The sequence below is a fragment of the Arthrobacter sp. BG3 genome (assembly GCF_056680185.1).
On the sequence record NZ_CM155270.1, the window covers coordinates 2738716 to 2765614 of the forward strand.

General features: G+C 68.4%; 26 protein-coding genes and 2 pseudogenes. 18 read left to right on the forward strand and 10 right to left on the reverse strand.

Translation table 11 applies throughout. The features are described from left to right. Positions 1–235 precede the first annotated feature (235 nt). The gene (gene trhO, locus AC1MFL_RS12280) at positions 236–1159 is read left to right on the forward strand and encodes an oxygen-dependent tRNA uridine(34) hydroxylase TrhO (RefSeq protein WP_479810080.1); all 924 of its coding nucleotides are present in this window, start codon (positions 236–238) and stop codon (positions 1157–1159) included. 52 nt (positions 1160–1211) lie between these two features. Here trhO and AC1MFL_RS12285 read toward each other — a convergent pair whose 3' ends face one another. The 4 genes from AC1MFL_RS12285 to AC1MFL_RS12300 all read right to left on the reverse strand — a co-directional run bounded on the left by AC1MFL_RS12285 (position 1212) and on the right by AC1MFL_RS12300 (position 3247). Beyond that, positions 1212–1751 (reverse strand): hypothetical protein, encoded by a 540-nt coding sequence (locus tag AC1MFL_RS12285; protein WP_479810082.1) that lies wholly within the window; start codon positions 1749–1751, stop codon positions 1212–1214. A gap of 86 nt (positions 1752–1837) precedes the next feature. Continuing rightward, on the reverse strand, positions 1838–2407 hold the full coding sequence (locus AC1MFL_RS12290) for a hypothetical protein (RefSeq protein WP_479810084.1): 570 nt from the start codon (positions 2405–2407) through the stop codon (positions 1838–1840). A 69-nt stretch (positions 2408–2476) separates the two neighbouring features. Continuing rightward, on the reverse strand, positions 2477–2980 hold the full coding sequence (locus AC1MFL_RS12295; protein WP_479810085.1) for a hypothetical protein: 504 nt from the start codon (positions 2978–2980) through the stop codon (positions 2477–2479). 48 nt (positions 2981–3028) lie between these two features. Next, complete coding sequence (locus AC1MFL_RS12300; protein WP_479810087.1) at positions 3029–3247, reverse strand: hypothetical protein; 219 nt, start codon at positions 3245–3247, stop codon at positions 3029–3031. Between the two features lie 89 nt (positions 3248–3336). Between AC1MFL_RS12300 and AC1MFL_RS12305 the strand changes: the two are divergent. After that, a pseudogene (locus tag AC1MFL_RS12305) lies at positions 3337–3705 on the forward strand (TipAS antibiotic-recognition domain-containing protein); the annotation flags it as partial. Between the two features lie 42 nt (positions 3706–3747). After that, on the forward strand, positions 3748–5415 hold the full coding sequence (locus AC1MFL_RS12310) for a DUF7059 domain-containing protein (RefSeq protein ID WP_479810089.1): 1668 nt from the start codon (positions 3748–3750) through the stop codon (positions 5413–5415). 105 nt (positions 5416–5520) lie between these two features. On the opposite strand, the pseudogene AC1MFL_RS12315 reads toward AC1MFL_RS12310, so the two are convergent. Then, positions 5521–6792: pseudogene (locus AC1MFL_RS12315) on the reverse strand (MFS transporter); the annotation flags it as partial. 79 nt (positions 6793–6871) lie between these two features. Here AC1MFL_RS12315 and AC1MFL_RS12320 point away from each other — a divergent pair. The 8 genes from AC1MFL_RS12320 to AC1MFL_RS12355 all read left to right on the forward strand — a co-directional run bounded on the left by AC1MFL_RS12320 (position 6872) and on the right by AC1MFL_RS12355 (position 15721). Then, the gene (locus AC1MFL_RS12320) at positions 6872–7540 is read left to right on the forward strand and encodes an ArsR/SmtB family transcription factor (protein ID WP_479810090.1); all 669 of its coding nucleotides are present in this window, start codon (positions 6872–6874) and stop codon (positions 7538–7540) included. 181 nt (positions 7541–7721) lie between these two features. After that, entirely contained in the window at positions 7722–10445 is a 2724-nt protein-coding gene (gene topA / locus AC1MFL_RS12325) for a type I DNA topoisomerase (RefSeq protein WP_479810091.1), read from the forward strand. A 117-nt stretch (positions 10446–10562) separates the two neighbouring features. Continuing rightward, on the forward strand, positions 10563–11012 hold the full coding sequence (locus AC1MFL_RS12330) for an SseB family protein (RefSeq protein ID WP_479810093.1): 450 nt from the start codon (positions 10563–10565) through the stop codon (positions 11010–11012). A gap of 129 nt (positions 11013–11141) precedes the next feature. Further along, entirely contained in the window at positions 11142–12185 is a 1044-nt protein-coding gene (locus tag AC1MFL_RS12335) for a Ppx/GppA phosphatase family protein (RefSeq protein WP_479810095.1), read from the forward strand. A 116-nt stretch (positions 12186–12301) separates the two neighbouring features. Beyond that, complete coding sequence (locus AC1MFL_RS12340; RefSeq protein WP_479810097.1) at positions 12302–12643, forward strand: YciI family protein; 342 nt, start codon at positions 12302–12304, stop codon at positions 12641–12643. Positions 12644–12655: 12 nt separating this feature from the next. Continuing rightward, positions 12656–14050 (forward strand): RNA polymerase sigma factor, encoded by a 1395-nt coding sequence (locus AC1MFL_RS12345; RefSeq protein WP_479810098.1) that lies wholly within the window; start codon positions 12656–12658, stop codon positions 14048–14050. Positions 14051–14251: 201 nt separating this feature from the next. Further along, on the forward strand, positions 14252–15085 hold the full coding sequence (proC, locus tag AC1MFL_RS12350) for a pyrroline-5-carboxylate reductase (protein ID WP_479810099.1): 834 nt from the start codon (positions 14252–14254) through the stop codon (positions 15083–15085). A gap of 51 nt (positions 15086–15136) precedes the next feature. Next, on the forward strand, positions 15137–15721 hold the full coding sequence (locus AC1MFL_RS12355) for an HhH-GPD-type base excision DNA repair protein (protein WP_301231494.1): 585 nt from the start codon (positions 15137–15139) through the stop codon (positions 15719–15721). Between the two features lie 295 nt (positions 15722–16016). On the opposite strand, the gene AC1MFL_RS12360 is transcribed toward AC1MFL_RS12355, so the two are convergent. Continuing rightward, positions 16017–16655 carry a potassium channel family protein gene (locus tag AC1MFL_RS12360; RefSeq protein ID WP_479815448.1) on the reverse strand — a complete coding sequence of 213 codons (639 nt, stop codon included), beginning with the start codon at positions 16653–16655 and terminating at the stop codon, positions 16017–16019. A 40-nt stretch (positions 16656–16695) separates the two neighbouring features. Further along, positions 16696–18126, reverse strand: coding sequence for a TrkH family potassium uptake protein (locus tag AC1MFL_RS12365; RefSeq protein WP_479810101.1), 1431 nt, complete (start codon positions 18124–18126; stop codon positions 16696–16698). Positions 18127–18229: 103 nt separating this feature from the next. On the opposite strand from AC1MFL_RS12365, the gene AC1MFL_RS12370 reads away from it, so the two are divergent. Then, a complete protein-coding gene (locus AC1MFL_RS12370) occupies positions 18230–19453 on the forward strand; it encodes an acetoin utilization protein AcuC (protein ID WP_479810103.1) in 1224 nt (407 codons plus the stop codon). Between the two features lie 12 nt (positions 19454–19465). Here the strand turns inward: AC1MFL_RS12370 and AC1MFL_RS12375 are convergent, their stop codons facing one another. After that, on the reverse strand, positions 19466–20005 hold the full coding sequence (locus AC1MFL_RS12375; protein WP_479810104.1) for a hypothetical protein: 540 nt from the start codon (positions 20003–20005) through the stop codon (positions 19466–19468). Positions 20006–20168: 163 nt separating this feature from the next. Between AC1MFL_RS12375 and AC1MFL_RS12380 the strand changes: the two genes are divergently transcribed. Further along, positions 20169–20819, forward strand: coding sequence for an ArsR/SmtB family transcription factor (locus AC1MFL_RS12380; RefSeq protein ID WP_479810105.1), 651 nt, complete (start codon positions 20169–20171; stop codon positions 20817–20819). Between the two features lie 139 nt (positions 20820–20958). On the opposite strand, the gene AC1MFL_RS12385 is transcribed toward AC1MFL_RS12380, so the two are convergent. Beyond that, positions 20959–22287 (reverse strand): alpha-hydroxy acid oxidase, encoded by a 1329-nt coding sequence (locus AC1MFL_RS12385; RefSeq protein ID WP_479810106.1) that lies wholly within the window; start codon positions 22285–22287, stop codon positions 20959–20961. A 123-nt stretch (positions 22288–22410) separates the two neighbouring features. Here AC1MFL_RS12385 and AC1MFL_RS12390 point away from each other — a divergent pair, with 123 nt between their 5' ends. The 4 genes from AC1MFL_RS12390 (at position 22411) to AC1MFL_RS12405 (ending at position 25391) form a co-directional block, all read left to right on the forward strand. After that, a complete protein-coding gene (locus AC1MFL_RS12390) occupies positions 22411–23100 on the forward strand; it encodes a FadR/GntR family transcriptional regulator (RefSeq protein ID WP_479810108.1) in 690 nt (229 codons plus the stop codon). A gap of 302 nt (positions 23101–23402) precedes the next feature. Further along, positions 23403–24515 (forward strand): 3-deoxy-7-phosphoheptulonate synthase, encoded by a 1113-nt coding sequence (locus AC1MFL_RS12395; RefSeq protein WP_479810109.1) that lies wholly within the window; start codon positions 23403–23405, stop codon positions 24513–24515. 363 nt (positions 24516–24878) lie between these two features. Next, positions 24879–25091, forward strand: coding sequence for a helix-turn-helix domain-containing protein (locus AC1MFL_RS12400; RefSeq protein WP_226760556.1), 213 nt, complete (start codon positions 24879–24881; stop codon positions 25089–25091). Between the two features lie 201 nt (positions 25092–25292). Next, on the forward strand, positions 25293–25391 hold the full coding sequence (locus tag AC1MFL_RS12405; RefSeq protein WP_003792170.1) for a 30S ribosomal protein bS22: 99 nt from the start codon (positions 25293–25295) through the stop codon (positions 25389–25391). A gap of 292 nt (positions 25392–25683) precedes the next feature. Here AC1MFL_RS12405 and AC1MFL_RS12410 read toward each other — a convergent pair whose 3' ends face one another. Continuing rightward, entirely contained in the window at positions 25684–26502 is an 819-nt protein-coding gene (locus AC1MFL_RS12410) for an HAD family hydrolase (protein ID WP_479810111.1), read from the reverse strand. Between the two features lie 109 nt (positions 26503–26611). Here AC1MFL_RS12410 and AC1MFL_RS12415 point away from each other — a divergent pair, with 109 nt between their 5' ends. Continuing rightward, positions 26612–26872: a glutaredoxin family protein gene (locus AC1MFL_RS12415; protein ID WP_479810112.1), complete on the forward strand. Its 261-nt coding sequence runs from the start codon at positions 26612–26614 to the stop codon at positions 26870–26872. Positions 26873–26899 lie beyond the last annotated feature (27 nt).

A 26899-nucleotide genomic window follows, 5' to 3' on the forward strand; every position in this document is an offset into this window, starting at 1 on the left:
ACAGGGGCCGGGCCGGGGAAGCGGGCCTGCTTACTCAATTGTGACCGGACCGCCCGGCCGGAACCGGTGTCTTAGGGTCAGGACCACGGCGGGACCGGCACAGCGTTCGCCGCGCGATAGCACGGCGCTCGCCGCCCCGATCGCACCCCGGGCTCTCCCCGCTTCGCTCTGCCAGCGCAACCCTTGGCGCGGCCGCCCGGACCCTGGCTGCCGGTCCACCCAGTACCCTTAAAACGTGGCTTTGAACAGAATTGTGCTTTTTTACGGCTTTACCCCCCTCGCGGACCCGGACGCCATCCGGCTCTGGCAGCGCGCCCTCTGCGAGAAACTCGGACTGACCGGCCGCATCCTCATCTCCAAGGACGGCATCAACGCGACCGTCGGCGGCGAGCTGAACGCGGTCAAGCAGTATGTGAAGACCACCCGCGAATACAAGGGCTTCCACGCTATCGATGTGAAGTGGTCCGACGGCGGGGCCGCCGATTTCCCCCGGCTGAGCGTCAAAGTCCGCGACGAGATCGTGTCGTTCGGTGCGCCGGGAGAACTTAAGGTCGATGCCAACGGCGTGGTCGGCGGCGGCACGCACCTCAAACCCGAGGAGCTCCACCAGCTAGTGGAAGCGCGCAAGAACTCCGGCGAAGAGGTCGTCTTCTTCGATGGACGCAACGGCTTCGAGGCCCAGATCGGCAAGTTCAAGGACGCGGTGGTCCCGGACGTGGCCACCACCCACGACTTCATCAAGGAACTCGATTCCGGCAAGTACGACGCGCTCAAGGACAAACCGGTCGTCACCTACTGCACCGGCGGGATCCGCTGTGAGGTGCTGTCCAGCCTTATGGTGAACCGCGGCTTCAAGGAGGTCTACCAGCTCGACGGCGGGATCGTCCGCTACGGCGAAACCTTCAAGGACCAGGGCCTCTGGGAAGGCTCGCTTTACGTGTTCGACAAGCGCATGCACCTGGAATTCAGCGGGGACGCGAAGACCATCGGTGAATGTGTCCGCTGCTCGGCGCCCACAAGCAAATTCGAGAACTGCTCCAACCCGTCGTGCCGCACGCTCACCCTCTACTGCGCGGACTGCGCCGCCAGCCCGGAGACGCTCCGCTGCCCGGACGGCTGCGCTGCCCCAAAGACTGCCGTCTCAAACCCCGTCGCCTGACGACCTGCCGCCTGAGGACCTGCCGCCTGAGTTCGCGGACCGGCGTCGGACCTCAGACGCGGCCCACGCGATAGGCGAAGTTGGCTCCAGCGTTGGCCTCCACCCTGATGGTGAGCACAGAGTCTGCGGGCAGATAAACCACGTTTACCCGTGATGTTCCGCAATGCAGGTGAAGGTCCACCAGTTCGGTGTCGCCATGGCTCACGCTGAACAGCACACGGCGCGGACTCCGGCAGGCCAGGGTAATGGCGTAGCTGCCGGCGGGCAGGTTCGAGGTGGTCTCCTCCCGTTCCTCATCCGCCGCAAGGGTGCCATAGCCGGTGTGGAACACCTGGGACTCGGTGGCGGGGAGTACCTGCGCCAGCCACGCATCCAGCTCGGCCCCGGAAACGGGCCATCTCGTCGAAGGATCCCGCGGCACGGCCGCATCGCTGAACGCCGGGGCGGATGCGGACCCCGCCCCGCCGGCCGAAGCATCGTCGTATTCGTAGGCGCAGCCGGCCAGCGCCATGCTCATGGCCAGCGTCAAGGACAGTCCGACGGCGGATACCGTGCGGGTCCGGGCCACGCTGGACACCGGAACAGTAGGCATATTCCGACATTAACCCCGCCCGCCGCCCCGCAACAGAGTCCAATGGCGGCCGGACCGAGCTGTTTCAACCAAACTGTTCCCCGGATTCAGTGAGACTCGGTGAGGACAATCCGGATGCCGGCGACGGCACCGGTTCCGGGCCCGGGGACGCCGCCATAGCAGACGAGGTAAGCCGACACCGTCCCGGGTTCCAGGTCGATGAGAGCTTCCGCCACGCTGCCGCAGTCGAGGTTGAGCGTCAGGCGTGTGCCGCCGTGCCGGACGCTTTGAGTGACGGACAAATGCGCCTCCGGTGCCCCGAGGCAGGCTGCGCTGACCTTGTATTGTCCGGTACGGGTGACGGTGCCTGAGGTCGAGAACCCTCCGCTGCTGGTGCCGCCAAGCCCGCCCGAACCGCCGACCAGCAGCCCGTCCGGTGAGTCGCCGAGCATGGCCCCGAGCTCCAACAGATTGCGGGTTTCGGCGGCAACGAGTTCCGGGTTCCGGGTCGGCACTGGCGAACTCGCCGGGTACGACCGGGCGGGAGGGGCGGTAGCGGCGGGTGAGGGTCCGGCGTCGTCGGCGTATTCACACCCGGCCAGCCCGGCGGCGCTTGCGGCCACCGCCAGCAGCAATGCAGCCCGGACCCTCCAGCGCATACCCCCGGTAGCAGACATGCACCGAGCCTAGCGGCGGCGGCTCTGAAGGCAAGTTCCGGCGCCCCTGACGTGTCGGAGGCAGGGGCGTTACTCTCCGGGCACCAGCTGGTACGCGTAAATGAGCGGGGCATCAACGCTTGAGGTGCTGATCTCCAGCGTGCCGGCGGCCGGGACCTTGATCCGCGCCGTTTCGCGGCTGCTGTTGCAGGCCGCCCCGGCCTCGCTCAGCCGGGTGCCGTCAAGGGAAACCTGGAAGAAGGCCTTGCCGCCACCGTCGCAGCTCATGGTCAGCACGTACGTGCCTGCGCCGATCCCGGCCGCGGTTTTGGTGATCGGATCCCGGTTGAGGATTCTGCCCGCGTCCTCGAGCACTACCCCACCGGCAGAGGGGAGCGCTGTGGCCTTCCACGCCGGCACATCTGCGGACTCGATGGAACCGGCAGGGGAGCATGCTGCTGCGGCCAGGACGACGGCGGCGCCCGCCGCCAGGCCGCGGGCGGCGCGCCAGATCGGCCGGGCGGCGCGTCCGACAGGCCGGGCGCGCTGGAGATTGGTCCGGCCGCGCAGGGGGCCGGGGATAAGGAAGGGCATGCCTCCAACTTACCGCCGCTGCCGGTGGCCGCCGACTCCCGGGCCGGCCTACCCGGCGATCAGCTCCAGCACCCGTCCCCGGTGCAGGGCCAGGTACACGCGGTCGCGCAGACGGTTGGCTTCGCCGTCCGTGAGCGTCCGGTCCAGCGGTTGCAGCACCAGCCGCAGCAGCACATTCACCTGGCCCGGGGCGAGCCGGAGCCGTTCGACGGCGGCCTCTGCCGCGGACCCGAGGACGAGGGACAGGTCGCGCCTGATCTCCGGCATGACTGACACCGGCCGGTAGGGGTCCAGGTCCAGCAGCTGGGCCTGGACGTCGGGGTTCTCCGAGCGCAGGAGCCGGATATCCCGGATGCTGGGGCAAGGACGCTTACTCGGAAGGTGACTCCTGGTGGCGCGGGATGGGACCGGCGGAGAAGGACGTCTGGCGGGAACGTTCCCGGCAGCTGGGCAGCGACTGGATCGCCGCAGCCGAGTCGGGCGTCGCGGCGGACAGCGCCGAGGCCCAGGAACTGGCCCGTCGGCAGGTCGAATGGCTCACCGGAATTCCGGGCACACCCGCCTCGGCGTCCGCAGCCGGCGGCGACCGCGACGTGAAGGCGTACGTCATCGGGCTCGGCGAAATGTACGTTGCCGATCCGCGATTCGCCGCGAACTACGGCGGCGAAACGGGCGCGGCCTTCGTCCGCGACGCCCTGCGGATCCACGCGGGGCTGCACCTCTAGTCCCGGACCCGGGCGCGCCGGGGCCGGGACTAAACTTGTCCGGTGACTCCCTCAACGCATTTCACGGCCGGCAACACCCCCGACGCCCCGCGCAGCGACCTCCCTGGCCTGCTCGAATCCCTTGCGGCCGACCTGCGCGGCATCGGCTACACCGTAGACGGCGTCGCCGAACTGCTCGGCGCGGCCGCGCACAGTGCCCTGGCCCGTGACCAGCTCGTCCCGGCGCTGATCGTCACGGAGAAAGCCCGCAACGGGGAGCCGACGACGGCGGCGCTCGCCGCCGTCGTGCGCTTCTGGCTGCTGGCCGAACCGCAGCCCGCCGCGACCCTCGACGCCGCCCTGCCGGGCATCGGCGCTGCGGGCCTGCTGGAACTGGGCCTCGTGGAGCCGTCCGCTGACGGCCTGGTTCAGGCGAAGGTGGACCTGCGGCCGTACGGATGGGACGGCACCCCCGGGGACGGCGCCCAGGGGGGCGGCGCCGAGGGGGAAAACACTGCCGGCAGCGGCGGCGCGGAGCTCTGGGTGGCCAGTGATCTCGCCGCCCACCAGCGGCCCGGCGTGCTGCGCCACGACCACGTACTCGGGATCGGGCAGGCATCCACCACCCTGGTGCAGGTCACCGCGCGCCGCCACGTGGCCCGCGCCCTGGACCTCGGCACCGGCTGCGGCATCCAGACCTTCCACCTGCTGCACCACGCCGAGCATGTGACCGCCACCGACATTTCGGGCCGCGCCCTGGCGTTCACCCGCTTCAACCTGCTGCTCAACGCCGGCCAGCTGCACCTGGACCCCTCCGATCTGGAGGCCCGCGTGAGCCTGCGCCAGGGCTCCCTGCTTGATCCGGTGGCGGGCGAGGAGTTTGAACTGGTGGTCTCCAACCCGCCGTTCGTGATCACGCCGCGCAGCCTGGGCGAGGCCGCCGCGGACCAGTTCACCTACCGTGACGGCGGCCTGCCGGGCGATGACATCGTCGCCGCGCTGGTCCGTGCCCTTCCCTCGGTCCTCAGCCCTTCCGGCACGGCCCAGCTATTGGGCAACTGGGAGATTCCGGCGGGCTCCGCCTGGGACGAACGTCCGCAAGGCTGGGTCGGACCGGACACGGACGTCTGGTTCATCCAGCGCGAGCAGGTCAGCCCGGAACAGTACGCCGAAACCTGGCTGCAGGACGCCTCCGAGTCCCGCGACCGGCGGCTCTACCAGGACTCGTACGCCGCTTACCTGGACGATTTTGCCTCCCGCAACGTCGAGGCCATCGGCTTCGGGATGATCTGGCTGCGGCGCCCCGCCGAAGGGGCCGCACCGGTGCTGCGGCGCTTCGAGGAGATCACCTATCCGATCGAGCAGCCCGTCGGCCCGCACCTCGGCGCGGCCGTGGAACGTGCCGACTGGCTGGCCGCCCACGATCTCGCGGCTACGCACCTGCTCGTGGCCGAGGACGTCACCGAGGAACGGCACCAGCGCCCGGGAGCCGAACATCCCGGCGTTATCCTGTTGCGCCAGGGTGCCGGGCTCCGCCGCACCAACCTGCTGAGCACCGAGCTGGCCGGCTTTGTCTCAGCGTGCGACGGCGACCTCTCCGTCGGGCAGATCATCGGCGCCCTCGAGGCGCTGCTGGGCGGCGGCGAGGGCTGGGACAGCGGAACCTTCCGCAGCGGGCTCATCACCGAGGTGGGGAACCTGGTGCGCGACGGATTCCTGCTGCCCGCCTGACGCCCCGGCTGAATTTCCGGGGGCTGTGGCGGGTACGGCTGACCCTGGCGCCCCGGCGGACGCGGCCGACGTTGCCGGCACGGCGCGTGAACCGGGGGTTTCCGGCGGGGGAGCGCCCTCGCTGCCGTAACGCGGCAGGACATACGCGGCGACGGCCAGGGCAGCCAGGACCCCGGTCGCTCCGGCGAGCAGGAAGCTCATCCGAATCGGGAGCAGGGCGCCGAGCAGGCCGCCCAGCGCGAGCGCACCGATCGAGACGGCCCGTGTCAGGCCGCCGATGATCGCCATCGCCTGGCCGCGGCCGCTTTCCGGGATCCGCAGGATCGCAATCGCCCCGAAGCACGCGTTCAGGACCCCGCAGGCGGCCCCCATTGCGGTGTAGGCCACGAACAACAGTTCCATGCTCGGCACCAGGGCCATGATCCCGAGGAACGCCGAGGTCAGGGCCATCGCAGCCAGTAGCGCGCGCAGGCGCGCCGGTGGGGTCCCGATCCGCCCGGCCAGCGCCGCGCCTGCTGCCATGCCAAGACTGAACGACGCGGCCACCAAGCCGTACTGCATTTCGGTGGCGCCGAGCTCGTCGCGGGCCAGAAACACTTCCAGGACGTTGGTTGCTTCGCCGACGGTGATGAAAAACAGTGCGCCGAGGACCAGCGCCCAGACCAGGCCGTCGCGCCGGATCAGGCGAAGGCCCTCCAGGAGCGCGGGCCGGCCCTTGCCGACGCGTTCGGCGGCCGTGCCCCGGCGGGTCCGGATCAGCAGCGCGCCTGCGGCCATCGCAAGGTAGCAGCCGCTGGCGACGGAAAACACGAGACCGGATCCGCCCCAGCCGCTGAGCAGCCCGCCGGCCGCCGGCCCAACCATGCCGGCGATCATGATGGTTGCCTGCATGGTGCCCAGCGCCCGCGGGGTCCGTTCCTCGCCCACGATCCGGGGCAGCAGGGCCTGCCAGGTCGGTGCGGCGACGGCCTGGGCGGCGTCGAGGAGGAAGGTCATGGCAAACAGCACCGGCAGGTAGTTGTCCATATTCTGCAACCCCAGGCCCATGCCGGCGACTGCCGCGGCACTGACCACGGCAGACGCCGTCGCCAGCGTCCGTGAGTCCCGGGTGTCCGCCAGCCGTCCCGCCCACGGTGCGAGCAACACCAGCGGGAGCGCTGAGCAGAGCAGGTACGCCGCCACGAGCCAGGGCCCGGCAACCGGCGTCTGACCCGCGGCGGCCAGGTTCTGCAGGTGTAAGATGACGCTGATAATGACCGCGCCCATGCCGGCAGTGGCGATGAAGCGGGCGCTGCTGGCGAGAACGAAATCGCGGTTTCGCCAGAGCGGCTGCGCGGGCTGTGCCACACCCGGCGCCGCCTGAAGTGCCTTTTCCATAAATAGCAAGCTACTCTCCGGTATAATTCAGTGTCAAGCATTTCTTTCATAGTTTGGCGGCCGTCGGTAGACTTATGGGGTGAGTACAGAAACCCCAATGGCGGAGCCGCCGGCATCTCCGGGCCCCAAACGCCGGCAGCGTCCGGAGAAGAAAGTGGAAATCACTGACCCGAAGGCGATCCGGGCGCTCGCCCACGCCGCCCGGCTGGAAGTCATTTCCGAACTGTATTCCACCCAGGTCAGCCGGACGGCGACCGAACTCGCCGCGCAGACCGGCCTCACGCCAAGCGCCATGAGCTACCACCTGCGCGCCCTGCAGAAATGGGGCATTGTGGTGCCTGCCGCCACCGCCGGCGATGCCAGGGAACGCCGCTGGAAAGCCGCCGGCACCGACTTCACCATCAACTCGGGCGGGGGCGTGGCGAGCCCCGAGTTCGCCGTGCTGGATCTCGAGCTGGACGCCTACCGCCGCCGCGTCAGCGCCTACGCCAAAACCCGCGACGAGCGGCGCGAGCGCGGCGAACCCGTGGACGGACCCTCCTCCGTGGTGCTGGCCAGCAACCTGCTCTATCTCACGCCGGACCAGCGTAAGGAGTTGAACAACCGCATCTGCGAACTGCTCCGGGACTACGAACTGGAGGACCCGGACCAGGTCCCCGAAGGCGCGGAGCGGATGGCAACCATGTGGTCAATGATCCCGGACGACCGCGGAAAGGCCCCGGCGAACCCCGCCGCAGGGCCCGCCTGACACCCTCCGGGGCCGCCCTGTCCGCGCCGGACGGAGCCCCGCGGTGCGTGGGTCCATGACGTCCGGGAGTCGTGTATGGGAGCCCCTCATTTCGGGCTGAATGCACGGGAATCCGCAAAATATGGTGAACTAGGCGGGTATGGGCGCATCTGCCCGAGCAACCTTTTTCTGTAGGAGCACCGTGCCAAGCAAGGCCAAAACCGGTAAGAAACTCGTGATTGTGGAGTCTCCCGCCAAGAGCAAGACCATCGCCAAGTACCTCGGCGAGGGCTTCATTGTTGAGGCCTCCATCGGTCACATCCGCGACCTCCCGCAGCCCTCGGAACTGCCGGCTGAACTGAAGAAGACCTCGGTGGGCAAGTTCGCCGTCGACATTGATAACAACTTCAAGCCGTACTACGTGGTGTCCCCGGACAAGAAGAAAAAGGTCGCCGAACTCAAGGCCCAGCTCAAAGACGCTGACGCCCTCTACCTCGCAACCGATGGGGACCGCGAGGGCGAGGCCATCGCGTGGCACCTGCTGGAAGTACTCAAGCCCAAGGTGCCGGTCTACCGGATGACCTTCGGTGAAATCACCAAGGAAGCCATCCACCGCGCCATGGACAACCTGCGCGACGTCGACCAGGATCTGGTGGACGCGCAGGAAACCCGCCGGGTGCTGGACCGCCTCTACGGCTACGAGATCTCCCCGGTGCTGTGGCGCAAGGTCGCCCGCGGGCTCTCCGCCGGCCGCGTGCAGTCCGTCGTGACCCGCATGGTCGTGGACCGCGAGCGGGAGCGGATGGCCTTCAAATCGGCCTCCTACTGGGACCTGACCGGCCAGTTCGGCGCCGGTTCCGGCTCCTTCAAGGCCAAACTGGCCATGGTCGACGGCGCCAAGGTTGCCAGCGGCCGCGACTTCAACGACAGCGGTGAGCTCACCTCCCGCAACGCCGTGCACCTCAATGAGGAGCTCGCCACCTCCCTCGCCGCCGGACTGCAGGACGCCGATTTCCGCGTCCGCTCCGTCGACACCAAGCCCTACACTCGCCGCCCGGCCGCACCGTTCACCACCTCCACGCTGCAACAGGAGGCCGGCCGCAAGCTGCGCTTCTCCTCCAAGAGCACCATGCAGGTGGCGCAGCGGCTGTACGAAAACGGCTACATCACCTATATGCGTACGGACTCCTCCGCGCTGAGCAACGAGGCCGTCACGGCCGCACGCCGCCAGGCCTCCGAGCTGTACGGCCCGGAATATGTCTCCGCGTCCCCGCGCGTCTACACCGGCAAGGCAGCCAACGCGCAGGAGGCCCACGAGGCCATCCGTCCCGCCGGTGACTCCTTCCGCACCCCGGCCCAGGTGGCCAAGCAGCTTTCCGGCGACGAGTTCCGCCTTTACGAACTGATCTGGAAGCGCACCGTCGCCTCGCAGATGGCCGACGCCAAGGGCTCCACCGCCACGATCCGCCTCGGCGCTCTCGCTACCGACGGCCGCGACGCCGAGTTCTCGGCCTCCGGTACCGTCATCACCTTCCCCGGCTTCCTGGCCGCCTACGAAGAAGGCAAGGATGAAAGCCGCGACGACGAGTCCGACGAGGCCCGCCGGCTGCCCAACGTGGCCAAGGACGACGCCCTCACCGCCTCGGAGATCGTCGCCGTCGGACACGAAACGTCCCCGCCGCCGCGCTTCACTGAAGCGTCGCTGACCGCCGAGCTGGAAAAGAAGGGCATCGGCCGCCCGTCGACCTACGCCTCCACCATCTCCACGATCCAGGACCGCGGCTACGTCCGGAAGCAGGGCTCCGCGCTGGTCCCGAGCTGGATTGCGTTCTCCGTGATCCGGCTGCTGGAACAGCACTTCCACGACTACGTGGACTACGAGTTCACCGCCGACATGGAAGCGGACCTCGACAAGATCGCCAACGGCCAGGCCGAGGGACCCGCCTGGCTCAAGCACTTCTACTTCGGCGAGGATTCCAACCCCGGGCTGCTGAGCATCGTCAACAACCTCGGCGAGATCGATGCCCGCGAAATCAACTCCATCCCGATCACCGAGGGCATCACCCTGCGGGTCGGCAAGTTCGGGCCGTACCTGGAAAGCTCCATCCCCACGGTCGATCCGAAGACTGGCGAAGTTGTTGAGGCCGCCCGCGCCAACGTTCCCGAGGACCTGGCCCCGGACGAGCTCACCGCCGCCAAGGCGGTTGAGCTGATGGAAACCGCCGCCCCCGAGGAACGGGTGCTCGGCGCGGACCCGCACACCGGGCACACCGTCGTGGCCAAGAACGGCCGCTACGGCGCCTACGTCACCGAGGTCATCCCGGAGATGACGGAGGAACAGATCGCCAACCAGCCGGTGGAGTACTACAAGAACGGCAAGCCCAAGCCGCCGAAGAAGCCCGTGAAGGCCAAGCCCCGCACCGGGTCACTGTTCGCCTCCATGAGCGTGGACAGCATCACCCTGGACGAGGCCCTGCAGCTTATGAGCCTGCCCCGGGTGCTCGGCCAGGACGCCGAAGGCAACCCGATCACGGTGCAGAACGGCCGTTTCGGGCCGTACCTGAAGAAGGGCACGGACTCACGCTCCATCGGTTCGGAAGAGGAAATCTTCACGATCACGCTGGAGCAGGCGCTGGAGATCTACTCCCAGCCGAAGCAGCGCGGCGCCCGCGCCGCCGTCCCGCCGCTGGCAGAGTTCGGCCCCGACCCGGTCTCGGAGAAGAACATAGTGGTGAAGGAAGGCCGCTTCGGCCCGTACATCACCGACGGCATCACCAACATCACGGTGCCGCGCTCCACCGCGCTGGAGGAGCTCACCCGGGAACAGGCCGTGGAACTCCTCGCGGAGAAGCGCGCCAAGGGCCCGGTCAAGCGCACGACGACGGCCCGCAAGGCGCCCGCCCGCAAGGCCGCCGCCAAGAAGTAGCCCTGGCGCGCCGAAGTCGCCGGAAGCGTGCGGGTTCGCCGGAAGTTTTCGGCGATCTCGTGGGCTTCCGGCGATTTCGCGTTTGCGGACCCGGGCGCAACGTGATCGAGTAGAGGTATGACTGAACAGCCCGATCACTTGGACCTCCAGCCGCTGAACGACCTCGAAGAGAAGCTTGCCCGGGGGGAGGAGCCGGACGCCAACCCCGTTGATGTCATCCTCGCCTTCCTCAACAACGAGGTCTACATCGTCAGCACCGATACGCTCGAAGGAGCCGATTCCCAGGTCGAACCCCTGGTGCTGGCCAACTCCTCGGGGAAGCCTGTCCTGGCCGTGTTCTCCCACCCCAGCCGCGTCACCGAGCAGTACCTGGCCGCCGCGCCCAACGTGCTCGGAACCCAGGGCGCCGCTATCCTCGGCAACCTTGGCGATGACCTCGGCATGGTCATCAACCCGGGCGCAGCCTTCGGGTTCGAGATCGATCCGGAAGGCGTCGCCAACATCCGCCGCGACTTCAAGCCCGCCGACGAGGACGAAGAGACCGCCGGCGAGGACAGCCAGCCCTAATCCAGCCCCAGTACGGCGGATGTCTCCAGCGAGGCCGGCCAGCCCAGCGAGGCCGGCGAGCCCGAAGCCGGCGGTCGGGGCGCGGGCGGTCCGTTAGGCGGGCCGCGGCCCCGGGGGAATAATGGCACTATGCGCCTAGGTGTCCTTGATATTGGATCAAATACTGTCCATCTCCTGCTCGTGGATGCCCACCCGGGTGCGCGCCCTGTGCCCTTTGCCTCGCACAAACGCCCCCTGTCCCTCGTGCAGTTCCTTGAGAGCGACGGCAGCATCAACGACGCCGGGCAGCATGAGCTGATCGAGTTCGTCCTCGAAGCGTGGGAATTCGCGGCCAAGCACAAGGCCGAAGACCTGCTGGCGTTTTGTACTTCCGCGATCCGCGAGGCCACCAACGGCGCTGCTGTCCTGGCCCGCGTCAAGCATGAAACCACCGTGACGCTCCGGGAGCTGACCGGCAGCGAGGAAGCCTCGATGACGTTCTTCGCCGTCCGCCGCTGGTACGGCTGGGGTGCCGGTCCGATGCTGAACCTGGATATCGGCGGAGGTTCCTTCGAGATGGCCTACGGGGAGGACGAACTCCCCGAGCTCGCGACGTCGGTCCCGCTCGGAGCGAGCCGGCTCACCCGGGACTGGCTGCAGGAGGACCCGCCCTCGGCCAAGAGCGTCAAGGAACTTCGCCGCTACATCCGGGCCACGCTCAAACCGGTGGTGCGCGACTTCGCGAAGCTTGGCAGGGCGAACCACGTGGCCGGCACCTCCAAGACCCTCCGCTCCCTGGCCCGCATCGCCGGTGCGGCACCCAGCGGCGCCGGCCCCTACGTCAAGCGGGAGCTGTTCGCCACGGACCTGGGCCTCTGGGCGCAGCGCATCTCGGCCATGGAAGTGGAGGACAGGCTGAGTCTCCCCGGCGTCTCCGAAGCCCGCGCCCCCCAACTGCTGGCGGGTGCCCTCGTGGCCGAAGCCGCCCTCGAAATGTTTGAGTTCCCCAGTATGGAGATCTGCCCCTGGGCACTCCGCGAAGGCCTGATCCTCCGCCGGCTGGACCAGCTGGTCATCGAGGGGCCACTCGAGCCCGCTCCCCACGTGACCCAGTCAGACCAACCCGCTGAACCGCAGACACCGGAGGCAGAGTCACCCGACGCCAAAAAAACCCAGCCGGCGGACGCGCGGTGAGCGGTTCCGCTGAGGCCTGATTCCCGGCAGTGGAGTGTCGAACCGGAGGCGGCCCGTTCGTCTAGAAGGTGAGAGGCCGGCAGGGAGCCGGCCGCTTGGTCAAGGAGGACAGCACCATGGCACAGTACCTGCTCAGCGTTTACCAGCCGGTCGGCCCCGCCCCGGCCCCGGAAGTTCTTGGGCCCATCATGCAGGACCTCGAGGCCCTGAACCGCGAAATGAAGGCCGCCGGGGCCTGGGTGTTCGCCGCCGGTCTCCATCCCACCGATACCGCCACGGTCGTGCGCCAGCAGGGCACGGAGGTGCTCATCACGGACGGTCCCTTCGCTGAAGCCAAGGAACATCTCGGCGGTTTCACCGTTATCGAGGCGGAGGACCTCGACGCCGCGCTCGGCTGGGCCGGCAAGTTGGCCCGCGCCACGACCCTCCCCATCGAAGTACGACCGATCCAGCACTAGGCACCGCCGCAAATGGCCCGCGAAGCAGCGCCCGCACTGCCGCCGGAACCCGCTGGCGCCCCGGCGGCGGAGGCAGAGATCGCCCGGGTCTTCCGGCAGGAGTACGGGCGTGCCGTCGCCGTGCTGACCCGCGTGCTGGGGGACATCGACGCCGCCGAGGACGCCGTCCAGGACGCCTTTACGCTCGCCGTCCAGCACTGGCCGTCGGCCGGCACCCCGCCAAGTCCCGCAGGCTGGATCATCACCACTGCCCGGAACCGCGCGATCGACCGGCTGCGGCGGGAAGCGGGGCGCGTGGACAAACAACTCAAGGCGACACTGCTAGAGGCGGCCCGCTCCCCGGCACTCCGGACGCCCGAGGAGCAGGTGATCACTGAACTCTCAAGGGAGGGCACGGTGGACGATGACAGGCTGCGGCTGATTTTCACCTGCTGCCACCCGGCCCTGGCCCCCAACGTCCAGGTGGCACTGACGCTTCGGCTGCTGGGTGGACTCACGACGGCGGAAATCGCCCACGCTTTCCTGGTTCCGGAAACCACCATGGCCCAGCGTCTTGTCCGGGCCAAAGCGAAAATCCGGGATGCGCGGATACCGTACCGCGTGCCGCAGGGGGCGGACCTCCCGGCACGCCTGCAACCGGTACTGGCGGTGGTGTACCTGATCTTCAACGAGGGCCACAGTTCCAGCTCCCCTGGGTCCTTCATCATCCGGGATGACCTCTGCCGGGAGGCGATCAGGCTGGGCCGCCTGCTGGCGGCGCTGATGCCGGATGAACCCGATGTGACAGGCCTGCTCGCGCTGATGCTACTGACCGAATCACGGCGTCCGGCGCGGGAAGCCCGCGGCGCCCTGGTGCTGCTGGCGGATCAGGACCGGCGCCTGTGGGACCGTGCCCTGATCGCTGAAGGCCAGGCCCTGGTCCGGCAATGTTTGCGGCGGAACCAGCCCGGACCGTACCAGCTCCAGGCCGCGATCAACGCCGTCCACAGCGACGCGGCCGAGGCCGCAGCCACGGACTGGGGGCAGATCCTCCGGCTGTACGACCAGCTCCTTCAGGTCGCGCCCGGTCCGGTCGTTGCTCTCAACCGGGCCGTGGCCCTGGCTGAGCTCGAAGGCCCGGAACCTGCGCTGCGCCTCGCGGATGAGCTCGGGCTGGAGGGCTATCACTTGTTCCACGCCGTCCGCGCCGACTTCCTTGCCCGGCTGGGCCGCGCTGACGAGGCCGCGGCAGCGTACAGCTCCGCGCTGCACCTGGCCGGAAACGCGGCGGACCGAAAATTTCTGGAGGCCCGCCTGCGTGAAGCCGGCCTGCGTGACGGCCGCCGGGCTGACGGCCGCAGCCCGAACGCGGGTCCGGTCGCGGGTCCGGTCGCGGGGAAGACCGCAGGAGGGGAAGACGCCGTTTAACGACGAAAGCACCGGCCATCCGCTGCGGGAAAATGGGGGAAACCCGCCGCGGACCACCGGTGCCGGGCAGACATCCGCATGTCTGCCGCATCACTCGCACCCTCAATGAGGTAGTGACTACGTTACGTACGGAGTTTGTGTAGACCCTGACCCCAGGATGTGAGCTGGCTGTGAATCGGTCCGGACTGCGATGATGGGGACATGAGCAACCGAATCGCATTCCTGGGCTGTGGATCAATGAACGAGGCCATCATGAGCGGTCTGCTCGCGGGCGGAACCGACCCGGCGGACATCGTCGCCACTGTCCGCCGCGCCGAACGGGCCGACGAACTCGCCAAACGGCATCACGGCATTACGGTCATCGCCGGCGAGGAAGAGCCGGAGAACAACAAACAGGCGGCCACCGGCGCCGACGTCGTGATCCTGGGCGTCAAACCCGTGGGCATCGCGGACCTGGCGCGGGAGATCGCCAGTTCGCTGGCCCCGGACACAATCGTCATCAGCGTCGCCGCCGCAGTGTCGCTGGAGCAGCTGGAAGCGGCCCTGCCGGCTGGCCAGCCCGTGATCCGGAGCATGCCTAACACCCCGGCGCGGCTGGGCCGTGGTGTCGTGTCCGTCTCGCCGGGCACGTATTGCTCCGCGGCGCAGCTCCAGCTGGCCAAGGACCTCCTGGCTTCCGCGGGAACTGTCGTCGAAATCCCCGAACACCAGGTCGATGCGCTGTCGGCGATCAGCGGATCGGGCCCGGCCTACGCGTTCTACCTGGCCGAGGCAATGGCGGATGCCGGAGTCGAACTGGGACTGGACCGTGACCTGTCGCTGCTGATTGCCCGCCAAACCGTCGCCGGGGCCGGCTTTATGCTGGCCGAGCCCGGCGCGGACCCGGCGGTGCTGAGGAAGGCCGTCACCAGCCCCAACGGCACCACCGAACGCGCCATCGCCGCCTTTGACGCCCGCGGCCTGCCCGCGATCATTGCAGAGGGCGCCCGGGCCGCGTCCGCCCGGGCAGCGGAGATCACGACGCAGCTGGGCTAGCGGCAGGCGCAACGCATGACGCAGGCCGGACCGGGTGGCAGGATGGGACCCATGGAACTGCACATCACAGGGGATCCCGCGGCCGACAAACTGCTCAGCGACGACGCGTTTGCACTGCTCACAGGCATGCTGCTTGACCAACAGGTGACCATGGAATCGGCCTTCGCCGGTCCGGAAAAAATCCGGACGCGCATAGGATCCATGGATCCGGCCGCGATCGCCGGCTACGATCCGCAAGAGTTTGTCGAGATGTTCAAAGAGCGTCCCGCCGTCCACCGGTACCCCGGATCAATGGCCGGCCGCGTTCAATCCCTTGCGGAGACGGTGCACAAAGACTGGAACGGCGACGCTACTGCCATCTGGACGCGGGGTGACCCCGACGGGCCGGAGGTGCTGCGCCGGCTCAAGGCGCTGCCGGGATTCGGCGAGCAAAAAGCGAAGATCTTCCTGGCGCTGCTGGGAAAGCAGTGCGGCCTGCAGGCAGAAGGCTGGCGCGAAGCCGCGGGCCACTATGGCCTCGAGGACGCCTTCCTGTCCGTCGCTGACATTGTGGATCCGGAGTCGCTGAGCAAGGTGCGGGCCAGCAAGCAGGCGGCCAAGGCCGCCGCGAAGGCTGCGAAGACCGCCGGGCCCTGACCGTGCGGCAGGGGACGCGCATCCGTCTCATGACGCGCGCAACGTCTCATGACGCGCGAAAGCCCTGGCGCTACCGTATTCCGGCAGCGTCAGGGCTTTCGCGCGTCGCCAGGCGGAATCTGCCGCGCCGTGAACCGTGTCAGGCGCAAGGAGACTTCTCCGCGATGTCGATGTGAGTCGGTCTTCCCGGGCCCCGGGCCCCGGGCCCCGGGCCCCAGGCCCCGGGCCCCGGGCCCCGGGCCCCAGGCCCCGGGCCCCGGACCTCGGGCCCCAGGCCCCGGGCGCCGCGGCACCGCTACGGCCGGGCCGCGAACCTCTCGAGCAGATCCACGTGCCCGGAAACGATGAGCATGTCCCGTGAGGACACCTTCGTCTCCGGCCGGGCGTAGGTGAAGTCCTCGCCCGGGGATTTTACGCCCACGATGGTGACCCCGTACTTGGACCGGACCTTGGATTCATCCAGGGTGAAGCCCACGGTTTCGCGCGGCGGATACATCTTCACGATCGCGAAGTCGTCGTCGAATTCGATGAAGTCCAGCATGCGTCCGGAGACCAGGTGCGCGGCCCGGACGCCGGCGTCGGCCTCGGGGTAGATCACGTGGTTGGCGCCGATCCGGGTCAGGATCTTGCCGTGCGAGGGCGTGATCGCTTTGACCCAGAGGTGCTCGATGCCGAGGTCCACGAGGTTGACCGTGATCAGCACCGAGGACTCGATCGAGGTGCCCACCCCCACGACGGCGGAGCTGAACTCCTGCGCACCGAGCTGGCGGAGGGCGTCGATGTTGGTGGCGTCAGCCTCGACCACGTGCGTCAGGACGCCCGACCATTTCTGCACGAGGCTGCGGTCCCGTTCGATGGCCAGCACCTCGCGGCCCTGCTTGACCAGCTGTTCTGCAGTGGAGGCGCCAAAACGGCCCAGCCCGATCACCAGCACGGGTGCGTTGTGGGCGGGGCGGTTCACGGCGCTTTTGGAACTAGCCAATGATGGGTCTCTCTTCCGGATAGTGGAATAGCTGGCTGCGCTGGCGCAGCGCCAGGGCAGCTGCAAGGGTAACGGTCCCGACGCGCCCGGCGAACATCAGGACGGTGAGGACGTAGACGCCCGACGGCGGGAGCTCGGCGCTGAGGTTCGTGCTGAGGCCCACCGTGGCGAACGCGGAAATGGTCTCAAAGAGCACCCGGTCCAGGGACGCCCCGCTGATCTGGAGCAGGAGCATGGCCGACACGGCGACCAGCGTGGCACCGGCGACGATGACGGAGATGGCCACCCGCATGGTCCCCTCCGGAATGGTGCGGCCGTAAACCTTGACGTCGGAGTCGCCGCGGGCCTCGGCCAGGATCGCCAGGAACATCACGGCGATGGTGGTCACCTTGATGCCGCCCGCGGTCGACGCCGAGCCGCCGCCGGCGAACATGAGGGCGTCGGAGAGGAGCATGGTGGTGGAATCCATCTGGTTCTGGTCCACCAGGTTGAAGCCGCCGGAACGCGTCATCACGGACGCGAACAGCGAATGGATGACCTTGTCACCGACGCTCATGCCGCCGATGGTCCTCAGGTTCTCCCATTCCATCAGCCCCCACAGCAGCGTGCCGGACACCAGCAGGATCAGCGAGACCTGGATGGTCAGCTTGGTGTGCAGGTTCCATTTCTTCCAGTTCAGCCCGTTCTGCTGCAGCACCATCACCACAGGGAAGCCCAGGCTGCCGAGGAAGACGCCCACCATGAGCGGCACCAGGATCCACAAATCGGTCTCGTACGGGACGATGCCGTCCGAATGCGGGGTGAACCCGGCGTTGTTGAACGCCGAAATCGCATAGAACACCCCGTGCCAGACGGACTGGCCGAAGCTTTCGCCCAGGGTCAGGAACCGGGGGATCAGCGCGAGGGCCAGAGTGCCTTCGATCACCACCGAGGTGACGATGACGATCCGCAGCAGGGTGCCCACCTCACCGAGGCGGCCGGCGTTCATGGCCTCCTGGGCGATCAGCTTGCCGCGGACACCCAGCTTCTTGCTCACCATGAGGGCAAGCAGCGACGCCAGGGTCAGGGTGCCCAGGCCGCCGACGAAGATGCCCACGAGGATGACTAGCTGGCCGAAGAAGGACCAGTGCGCGGCCGTGGACACCACGGTCAGGCCGGTCACGCAAACAGCGGACACAGCAGTGAAAAGCGACTGGTACAGCGGCGTGAATTCCCCGGTGGCCGAGGAGACCGGCAAGGACAACAGCCCCGTGAAAACCAGGATGACCATGCCGAACGCGGAGAGCGCCAGCCGGGCCGGCGTCGTGTTGGCGATGTTGTCGATGAAGTCGCGGAGGCGTGTGAAGATCCACAGGCCCTCCCGCTCCGGTGTGCCGGGGTGCCAGTTTGCCGGGCTCTTGGACCTCGACTGGCTCTGCGTCATGTGTGGCTTATCCTCGCTTGAAACTGCTTCCTTCAGTAGTAAACCACTAAACCCCGCGCAATGACGGGGGAAGTGCACCCCACGCTCGGGTAGCCTGTGATTGATGACATACCTGCCGGGGCTCGCAAAGACCGCACTGCCAACGACGGTGGTGTGGGATCCGTCCATGACTGCCTACAATTTCGGCCACAGCCACCCGATGGCGCCCGAGCGGATGGAGCTCACAGCCAAGCTGGCCCAGAGCCTCGGCCTGCTGGACCTGGAGCACGTCACGGTCTCGGCCCCGGAGGTCGCCAGTGACGCCGAGCTGAGCACGGTCCACAGCCCGGAGTTCGTCGCCGCCGTGCGGCGGGTCAGCGCGGATCCCGGGACCCCGGACCTGGCACGCGGCCTCGGTACCGAGGACGACCCGGCCTTCCCCGGCATGCACGAGGCCAGTGCCCGGCTGGCCGGCGGCTCCCTGCTGGCCGCCGCCGCCATCCTGGACGGCAGCGCTGTCCGGGCGGTGAACTTCGGCGGCGGCATGCACCACGCGGCCCGCGAACGCGCGAGCGGCTTCTGCATCTACAACGACGCGGCCCTCGCCATCCAGCGGCTGCTCGACGGCGGCATGCAGCGTGTGGTGTATATCGACATCGATGCCCACCACGGCGACGGCACCCAGAGCATCTTCTGGGACGATCCGCGCGTGCTGACGATTTCCCTGCACGAGACGGGGCTGACCCTTTTCCCGGGCACCGGTTACGCCAACGAGATCGGCGGGCCCAATGCGCAGGGAACCGCGGTGAACGTGGCCCTGCCGGCCGGCACCGGGGACGGCGGCTGGCTTCGCGCCTTCCACGCCGTGGTGCCGCAGCTCGTGGGCGCCTTCGAACCCGAGGTCATCGTGAGCCAGCACGGCTGTGACTCCCACCGGCTGGACCCGCTCACGCATCTGAACATCAGCGTCGACGGCCAGCGCGAGGCCGCCACCGCCATCGGCAACCTCGCCGCGCGCTACTGCGAGAACCGCTGGATCTCCACCGGGGGAGGGGGCTACAACGTCATCACCGTGGTGCCGCGGGCGTGGAGCCACCTGATCGCCATCGCGGCCGGGCGCCCGGTCCCGCTCCGCACCCCCGTCCCGGAGGACTGGCGCAGCTATGTGAAGGAAAAGTACGGGGCCAAGTACGGGGTTGCCGCGCCGGAGATGATGGGCGACGACGTCGACCTCTGCTGGCGCTCCTGGGAAGTCGGCTTCGATCCGAACGACGAGGTGGACCGGACCGTGATGGCCACCCGCAAGGAAGTTTTCCCGCTCTACGGCCTGGACCCCTGGTTCGACTAGAACCCGTGTGGTTCAGGGTCCCTGCTCCGGCCGGCTCCCTGGCTGAACGGCTGCGGAAGCGTCGGCGACGGGCTTCTCGGCCTGGAACACGACTCCCGCCGCGCCGATGATCCAGCCCAGCAGCGAGAGCGAGAATGCCCCCACCAAGTCGGTGGACGCGGTGCCTTTCACCAGCCACACGCCGAGCACCAGCAGCCCGATCACGAGGTACACCATCAGCGCCGCGATGATCCGCCCGGATAGCTTCGTGGTGATCCCGCCGGGGTCCAGGACGCCGTCCCGTTCCTGGCCTGCGGCGTGCCCGCCGCCTTGTTCCTCCCGGCGCACCTCGGCAATGGTGAATCCCAGGGCGGAGGCGGTCAGCGAACTCAGCGAGGTGGACAGCACCCCTGCGGCGCACACAACGGCGCCGTTCAATTTCGGCGGGGTGCCCGGCACCTCCGGGAGGAAGACCCAGACCTGCACCAGCACGCTGCCCCAGACGATCACGAACAGGGCCAGGAACACGGCGGCGATGATGTTGAAAAGCTGTTTCCGGAAGAAGTTCCCCATGGCGGTCCACTCCTCTGCGTCGGTAGGCTGCGGCCTCACCTGCCGGGAAGGCGGTGCGTCCGTTCTAGCACCGGGCCCGATCCCGGGCAATGCCCGGTGACTATGTTTCGGGGCCGCCATTTTGTGGATGCCATCCGGCGTATATGTCGCTAATGTGGAGGGCATGGTGACAGACGACGTATTTGCCGTCATTGCTGAGGCAACGCGGCGTGACATTCTGGTATCCCTGCGCAAGGGGGACAAAGCCGTGGGTGAGCTGGTCCAGGAGCTCGAGGCCAGCCAGCCCACCATTTCCAAGCACCTGAAAGTCCTCCGCGAAGCGGACCTGGTGAGCATGCGCGCCCAGGGCCAAAAGCGCTATTACGCGCTCAATCCCAAGCCGCTCGCCGGGATCGCCAGCTGGCTGCAGACCTTCGACGTCGGCGGCGCCGCCGTGCCTGAGACCTCGGCGGAACCCGCGCCGGCACGGACCGCGGAGCCCCGGCTCCATCCCGCCCCGGACACTCTGACGGCAGCCGCGGCCACGGCACCTGCCGCCGCCATGTCGCCCGCGGCCGCCGCAGCCACGGCACCTGCCGCAGCCATGTCGCCCGCCGCCGCCGCAGCCACGGCACCTGCCGCAGCCATGTCGCCCGCCGCCGCGGCACTCGCCGGACGGCCCGCCGGCAGCCCGCTGAGTCCCGCCGTCGTCCTCCCGGTCGGCACCGCAGGCGAGGACAAGATGCCGCAGCAGATCGGCCGCACCGTCGGCCGCGCCGCCACCAAGGCCGCCGACCTCCTGGCCAACCTGCCGAAGTTCGGCCGCAGAAAGTAACCCGCAGAAAGCAACTCCCCGCCCTGGCAGCGGACCACCCCGACGACCCTCCGGACATGACAGCGGCGGCCGGGTTCTCGAAGAACCCGACCGCCGCTGCTATGTCCGTGGATCGTCCGCGGGGGATACTGGCTGCAGGCTACTTGCCGAGCAGCCGCACGTGGTCCGGGGTCAGCTCGGAGATACGGCTGACGCCCAGCAGCGCCATGGTGCGGAGCATGTCCTTTTCCAGGATCTCGAGGGCCCGGTCCACGCCGGCCCGCCCGCCGGCCATGAGCCCGTACAGGTAGGCGCGGCCGATCAGCGTGAAATCGGCGCCCAGGGCCAGGGCTGCGATGATGTCCGCACCGCTCATGATGCCGGTGTCCAGGATGATCGCCGCGTCGCTGTTGTCCGCCTTAAGCGCCGCAGAGACGTCCGGGAGCAGATGGAACGGGATCGGGGCGCGGTCCAGCTGGCGTCCGCCGTGGTTGGACAGCACGACGCCGTCAGCCCCGTGGTCCACCACCCTGCGGGCGTCCTCGACCGTCTGGATGCCCTTGACCACGAGCTTGCCCTTCCACGTCTCGCGCAGCCAGTCGAGGTCACCGAATGTCAGGGTGGGGTCGAACATCGAGTTGATCAGGTCCGCGACGGTGCCGGTGTAGCGCGACAGCGAGGCGAAGGTCAGCGGCTCGTGGGTGAGGAAGTTGAACCACCACGCCGGCCGGTAGGAGGCGTCCAGCACGGTCTTGACCGTCAGGGCCGGCGGGATGGTCATGCCGTTGCGCACGTCGCGCAGCCGGGCCCCGGCGACTGCCGTGTCCACGGTGACCATGAGGGTGTCGTTGCCGGCCCTGGCCGCGCGTTCGATCAGCTCCAGCGAGCGGTCCCGGTCCGTCCAGAGGTAGAGCTGGAACCAGTTCCGGCCATCCGGTGCGGCAGCGGCCACGTCCTCGATGGAGGCCGTGCCCATGGTGGAGAGCGTGTAGGGGATGCCGGCGGCCGCCGCGGCCCGGGACCCGGCGTACTCACCCTCGGACTGCATCATCCGGGTGAAACCGGTCGGGGCGATGCCCACCGGGAGCCGCGACGGCTTCCCGAGGATGTCGGTGCTGAGGTCCACACTGGAGACGTCCCGGAGGATACCGGGCCGGAACTCGATGTCGAGGAACGCCTCGCGGGCGCGGCGCAGCGTGATCTCGGCTTCGGCTGCGCCGTCGGTGTAGTCGAAGGGGGCCTGGGGCGTCCGGCGCTTGGCCATGTCCCGGAGATCCCAGATCGTGCTGGCGCGGCGCAGCCTTGCGGCGCGGCTGAACTCGGGCTTCTTGAACTGCATCAGCGGGGCGAGATCCGAGTACTTGGGGATGCGGCGCTTGAGCGCGGCGGGAACATTTCCCGGGGTGGCTGCGGTGGGCTGGCTGCCCGCGCCGGTGTCCGCTGCCTGGGTGGGCGCCTCGGGGTTGCCGGGCTCGATGGTCTGCGTCATTGCTGCCTCCGGGCAGGTCTCGTGTTCCTGGATGTCGGGTCCCCGCCAAAAAGTCTCGCGGGGCGGGTGTGGTCCAGCGACAGTCTAGGGGTGTGGTCCAACCACATCAAGTATTATGGCCCCATGCGTACCCACCAGCTTGTCCTGCAGTGGATTGAGGGCCAGCTCTCCAGCGGCCAGCTTGCCCTCGGCGGACGGCTGCCGGCCGAGCGGGCGCTCGCCGAGCAGCTCAAGGTCTCCCGCACCTCCGTCCGCGAGGCCATCCGGGTCCTCGAAGCCCTGGGTGTGCTCCGGGCCGGGGTCGGTTCGGGCCCGGACGCGGGGACCGTCGTCATCGCCGACCCCACCGCGGCACTGGGCTCGGCGCTCCGGCTGCATGTGGCCACCTCGCACCTGCCCGTCAAGGACATCGTGGAGACGCGTGTGCTGCTGGAGTCCTGGGCCGCCTCCCGGGCGCGCCCGGAGTCGCCCGCGCTGGCCGAGGCCGCCAGGCTGCTGGAGCAGATGGACAGCTGCACCGATACGGAGGAGTTCCTTGCCCTGGACATCCGTTTCCATCTGGCACTGGCGGATGCCGCTGGGAACGCGGTGGTCAGCGCCATGATGGGCTCCCTGCGCGAGGCCATCCAGGACTACGCCGGCCGGCTCACCGGAAACCTGCCCGACTGGGACTCCACCGCGGCGCGGCTCCGTGCCGAACACCGGGGGATCCTGTCGGCCATTTCGAACCACGACGGCGGCCGCGCGGCGCAGCTGGTGGCGGACCACATTGAGGGCTACTACGCGGAGGCCGGGCTGGGCTCCGGGGCCTGATCGCCTGAGCCTGATCCCTGAGGCCTGATCTCCCGGGTGGGGCTGCAACATTCCGTGCAGGAAATATTACGTCCGGAATATTACGTCCGGATTTTGCAGGGGCGGCAAGCGCCGGGCTATGGTCGGGATCATGACAAACCGTTGGTATGCGTATTTTTCGTTGGCTCTGGAGGGGCCCGCGTCTAGCTGACACGCATCCAACCTTCCTTCAGAGCCAACAGGGCAGAGATCATTCTCTGCCCTTCGCCATTTCCCGGCGGGTTCTGATCAGGGCCCGCTCCGCATCCCGGAACAGGACCCCCATGAGCATCGAAGCAGCCCCCGAATCCCAGCAGTCCACCTCAAACCTGCGCGTCAGCGAGTTCACTCCGCTGCCGACCCCGCGGGACATGCTCGCGGAGCTGCCGCTGGACGCCCGCCTCGCCGGGGTTGTGGCCCGGGGCCGGGACGAGGTCCGCGCCGTCATGGACGGGGTCGATGACCGCTTGCTCGTCATTGTGGGCCCCTGTTCCATCCACGACCCCAAGGCCGGGCTCGAGTACGCCCGCCGTCTGGTCAGCCAGGCCGAGAAGCACAAGGAAGACCTGCTGATCGTGATGCGGGCGTACTTCGAGAAGCCCCGCACGACGGTGGGCTGGAAGGGCCTGATCAACGACCCGCGTCTGGACGGCAGCCATGACATCGCCGCCGGGCTGCGCGCCGCACGCCGCTTCCTGCAGCAGGTCACGGCGCTCGGCCTGCCCGCCGGCACCGAGTTCCTGGAGCCCATCAGCCCGCAGTACATGGCGGATCTGGTCTCCTGGGGCGCCATCGGTGCCCGCACCACGGAAAGCCAGATCCACCGCCAGCTGGCGTCCGGGCTGTCCATGCCGATCGGTTTCAAGAACGGGACCGACGGCGACCTGCAGGTCGCGCTCGACGCGTGCAGCGCCGCCGGTGTGGCACAGTCGTTCCTCGGCATCGACGGCGGGGGCCGGGCCGCCCTGGTCGCCACCGCCGGCAACCCGGACACGCACATCATCCTCCGCGGGGGTCGCAAGGGCCCCAACTACGCCGCCGCCGACGTCGAGGCCACCACCGCCAAGCTGGCGGCCAAGCAACTCAACCCGCGGCTGATCGTGGACGCGAGCCACGCCAACAGCGGCAAGAACCACCACCGGCAGGCCGAAGTTGCCCTCGAAATCGGTTCCCAGCTGGAGAGCGGCGGTGCCTCGGCCGGTGCCATCGCCGGCGTCATGCTGGAGAGCTTCCTCGTTGGCGGAGCGCAGAACCTCGACGTCGCCGAGCACGCCGCCGGGACGGACGATCTCGTCTACGGCCAGAGCGTGACGGACGCCTGCATGGAGTGGGATGTCACGGCATCGGTGCTGGCACAGCTCGCGGCCTCCGCACGCATCCGCCGGACCCGGGGCTAGGCGCGGCAGCGGGGCGGGCCTTCCCCGGACCTGCAGCGGGCAGCGTGGCGGGCCTTCCCCGGACCGGCGGCGGCCAGCGGGGCAGGCCCTCCGCCGGACCTGCGGCGGCCAGCGGGGCAGGCCCTCCGCCGGACCTGCGGCGGCCAGCGGGGCAGGCCCTCCGCCGGACCTGCGGCGGGCAGGGAAGGGGCCGCGGAGCCGCCGGATCTGCGCCCCGGGGCCCTGCAATCCCGCGCAACTCTTTCACAGGGGCACCATCAGCCCCTACAGTATCTAGTACATGGTTGTTTGATGGCTCAGCATCGGCACACCGCCATGTCGTTTTGATGGGGCTGCCGTTCGCTTGAGTAAAGGAATAGGGAAATGTCTTCGGAGGCTAACTTCTCCAACGCACGCTTCTTGACCGTGGCCGAAGTCGCGGACGTCATGCGTGTATCCAAAATGACCGTGTACCGCCTTGTCCATTCCGGCGAGATGCCGGCGGTCCGCTTCGGGCGCTCCTACCGGGTGCCGGAAACCGCCGTCGACCAGTACCTCAAAGGTGCTGTCGTCGACGGGAACACGGAAACCGCCTGAGCATCCGGCGTCTTCTGCGGCGGGAATAAGAATCCGCGGGCCCAGGATGGCGCCTGCGGTCGTGGTGTGCCCCCGAGAGGCGGTACCCTGTTAAGGAACGTTTTACGTCATTGTAAGAACCTGTCAGTTGTACAGTCTGCTGCTTAGCCCGCGGACCCTTTCCAACAGGCAGGTACTGCATCTAGCCGGTAAGGAACTTTCGTGGGTTCAGTTATTAAGAAGCGTCGCAAGCGTATGGCCAAGAAGAAGCACCGCAAGCTGCTTCGCAAGACGCGCCACCAGCGTCGCAATAAGAAGTAGAGATACTTCGCATCATGTGAATGCCCGTTGCCTTCCAGGCAGCGGGCATTTTCTTTGGGGTTTCCGCGCGCGTTCCGGACGGCCGCGGCGCTTTTGGCCGGGCGGCGCTTTTTTGGCCGGGCGATGCGTTTTCGGACAGGCGACGCGGATTCGGAGGGACGCGACCCGGATCCGGGTAGCGCAGGGCCGGAAGCGTAGCGCCGGGCCGGAAGTGTAGCGCAGGGCCGGGAGCGTAGCGCCGGGCCGGAAGCGCAGCGGGAGACGGCGCGGCAGGGGCCGGCCGGGTCGCGGGTCAGACGGTGGGGCCGCGGAAGCGGGAGAACCCCCGCCAGAGGCCGTAGATGGCCCCTCCGACGGTGGCGGCCTTTAGCCCCAGGGTGGCCGCGCGCCGTCCGGAGCGGAAGTCATAGACCGGCCAGTTGTTTTCGCGGGCATGGCGGCGGAGCCGGGCATCGGGGTTGATGGCCACGGGATGGCCCACCATGCTCAGCAGCGGGACGTCGTTGTGCGAATCGCTGTACGCCCAGCACCGGCTCAGGTCCAGACCCTCTGCCTCGGCCACCGCGCTCACGGCCACGGCCTTGGCAGGACCGTGCAGGATCTCGCCGACCAGCCGTCCGGTGTAGGCGCCGTCCCGGACTTCGCCTACGGTGCCCAGGGCCCCGGTGAGGCCCAGCCGGGTCGAGATGACCGTGGCCACCTCGATCGGTGTCGCCGTCACGAGCCAGACCTTGCGGCCCACCCGGAGGTGCTGCTCGGCCAGGGCCTTGGCCCCCGGCCAGATCCGGGATTCAATCATCTCGTCATATACTTCTTCGCCGAGGGCCTCAATGTCCTTCACGGTGATGCCGCAGGCCAGGCCCAGGGCCGTGTCGCGAACGGCGTGGACGTCATCCAACTTCTCGCCGCGGAGCACGAACATAAGCTGTTTCCAGGCAATCCCGATCGCCTGGGGAATCGTGAAGGCCCCGCGCTGGTGCATCTTACGGGCCACATGGAACAGGCTGGCCCCCCGCATGAGGGTGTTGTCGACGTCGAAGAACGCGGCCTCGCCGTGCTGCGGTGCTGCAGCCGGCGCCGTGACCACAGCGACGTACTTCTCTTCGGACATGCCACGAGTCTAGTCAAAGCCCACGCCCGTTCCCGTCGCCGGGGCCGCAGCGGTGTCGGATATGTCTGCCGCGTCGACGCCGAACGGGCTCCCGGGCTACCGTGGAGCCATGCCAATCCCCGACGTCGTCCTCGTCACCAAAGCTGACTGCCACCTCTGCTCGGCGGCGCGCGCCGCCGTCGACCGCGTCACAAAGAGCCTCGGGATCGGCTGGCGGGAGCAGCCGGTGGACGACGACGCCGACCTGCGGGAACGCTTTGCGGAGGAGATTCCGGTGCTGCTGGTGGACGGTGTCCAGCGGGACTTCTGGAAGATCGACGAAACCCGGCTGGAGCGCACGCTGCGGCGCGCACTGGGCCAGCAGGCCTGACGGGCCGGATGGGCCTGCTTTGTTCGC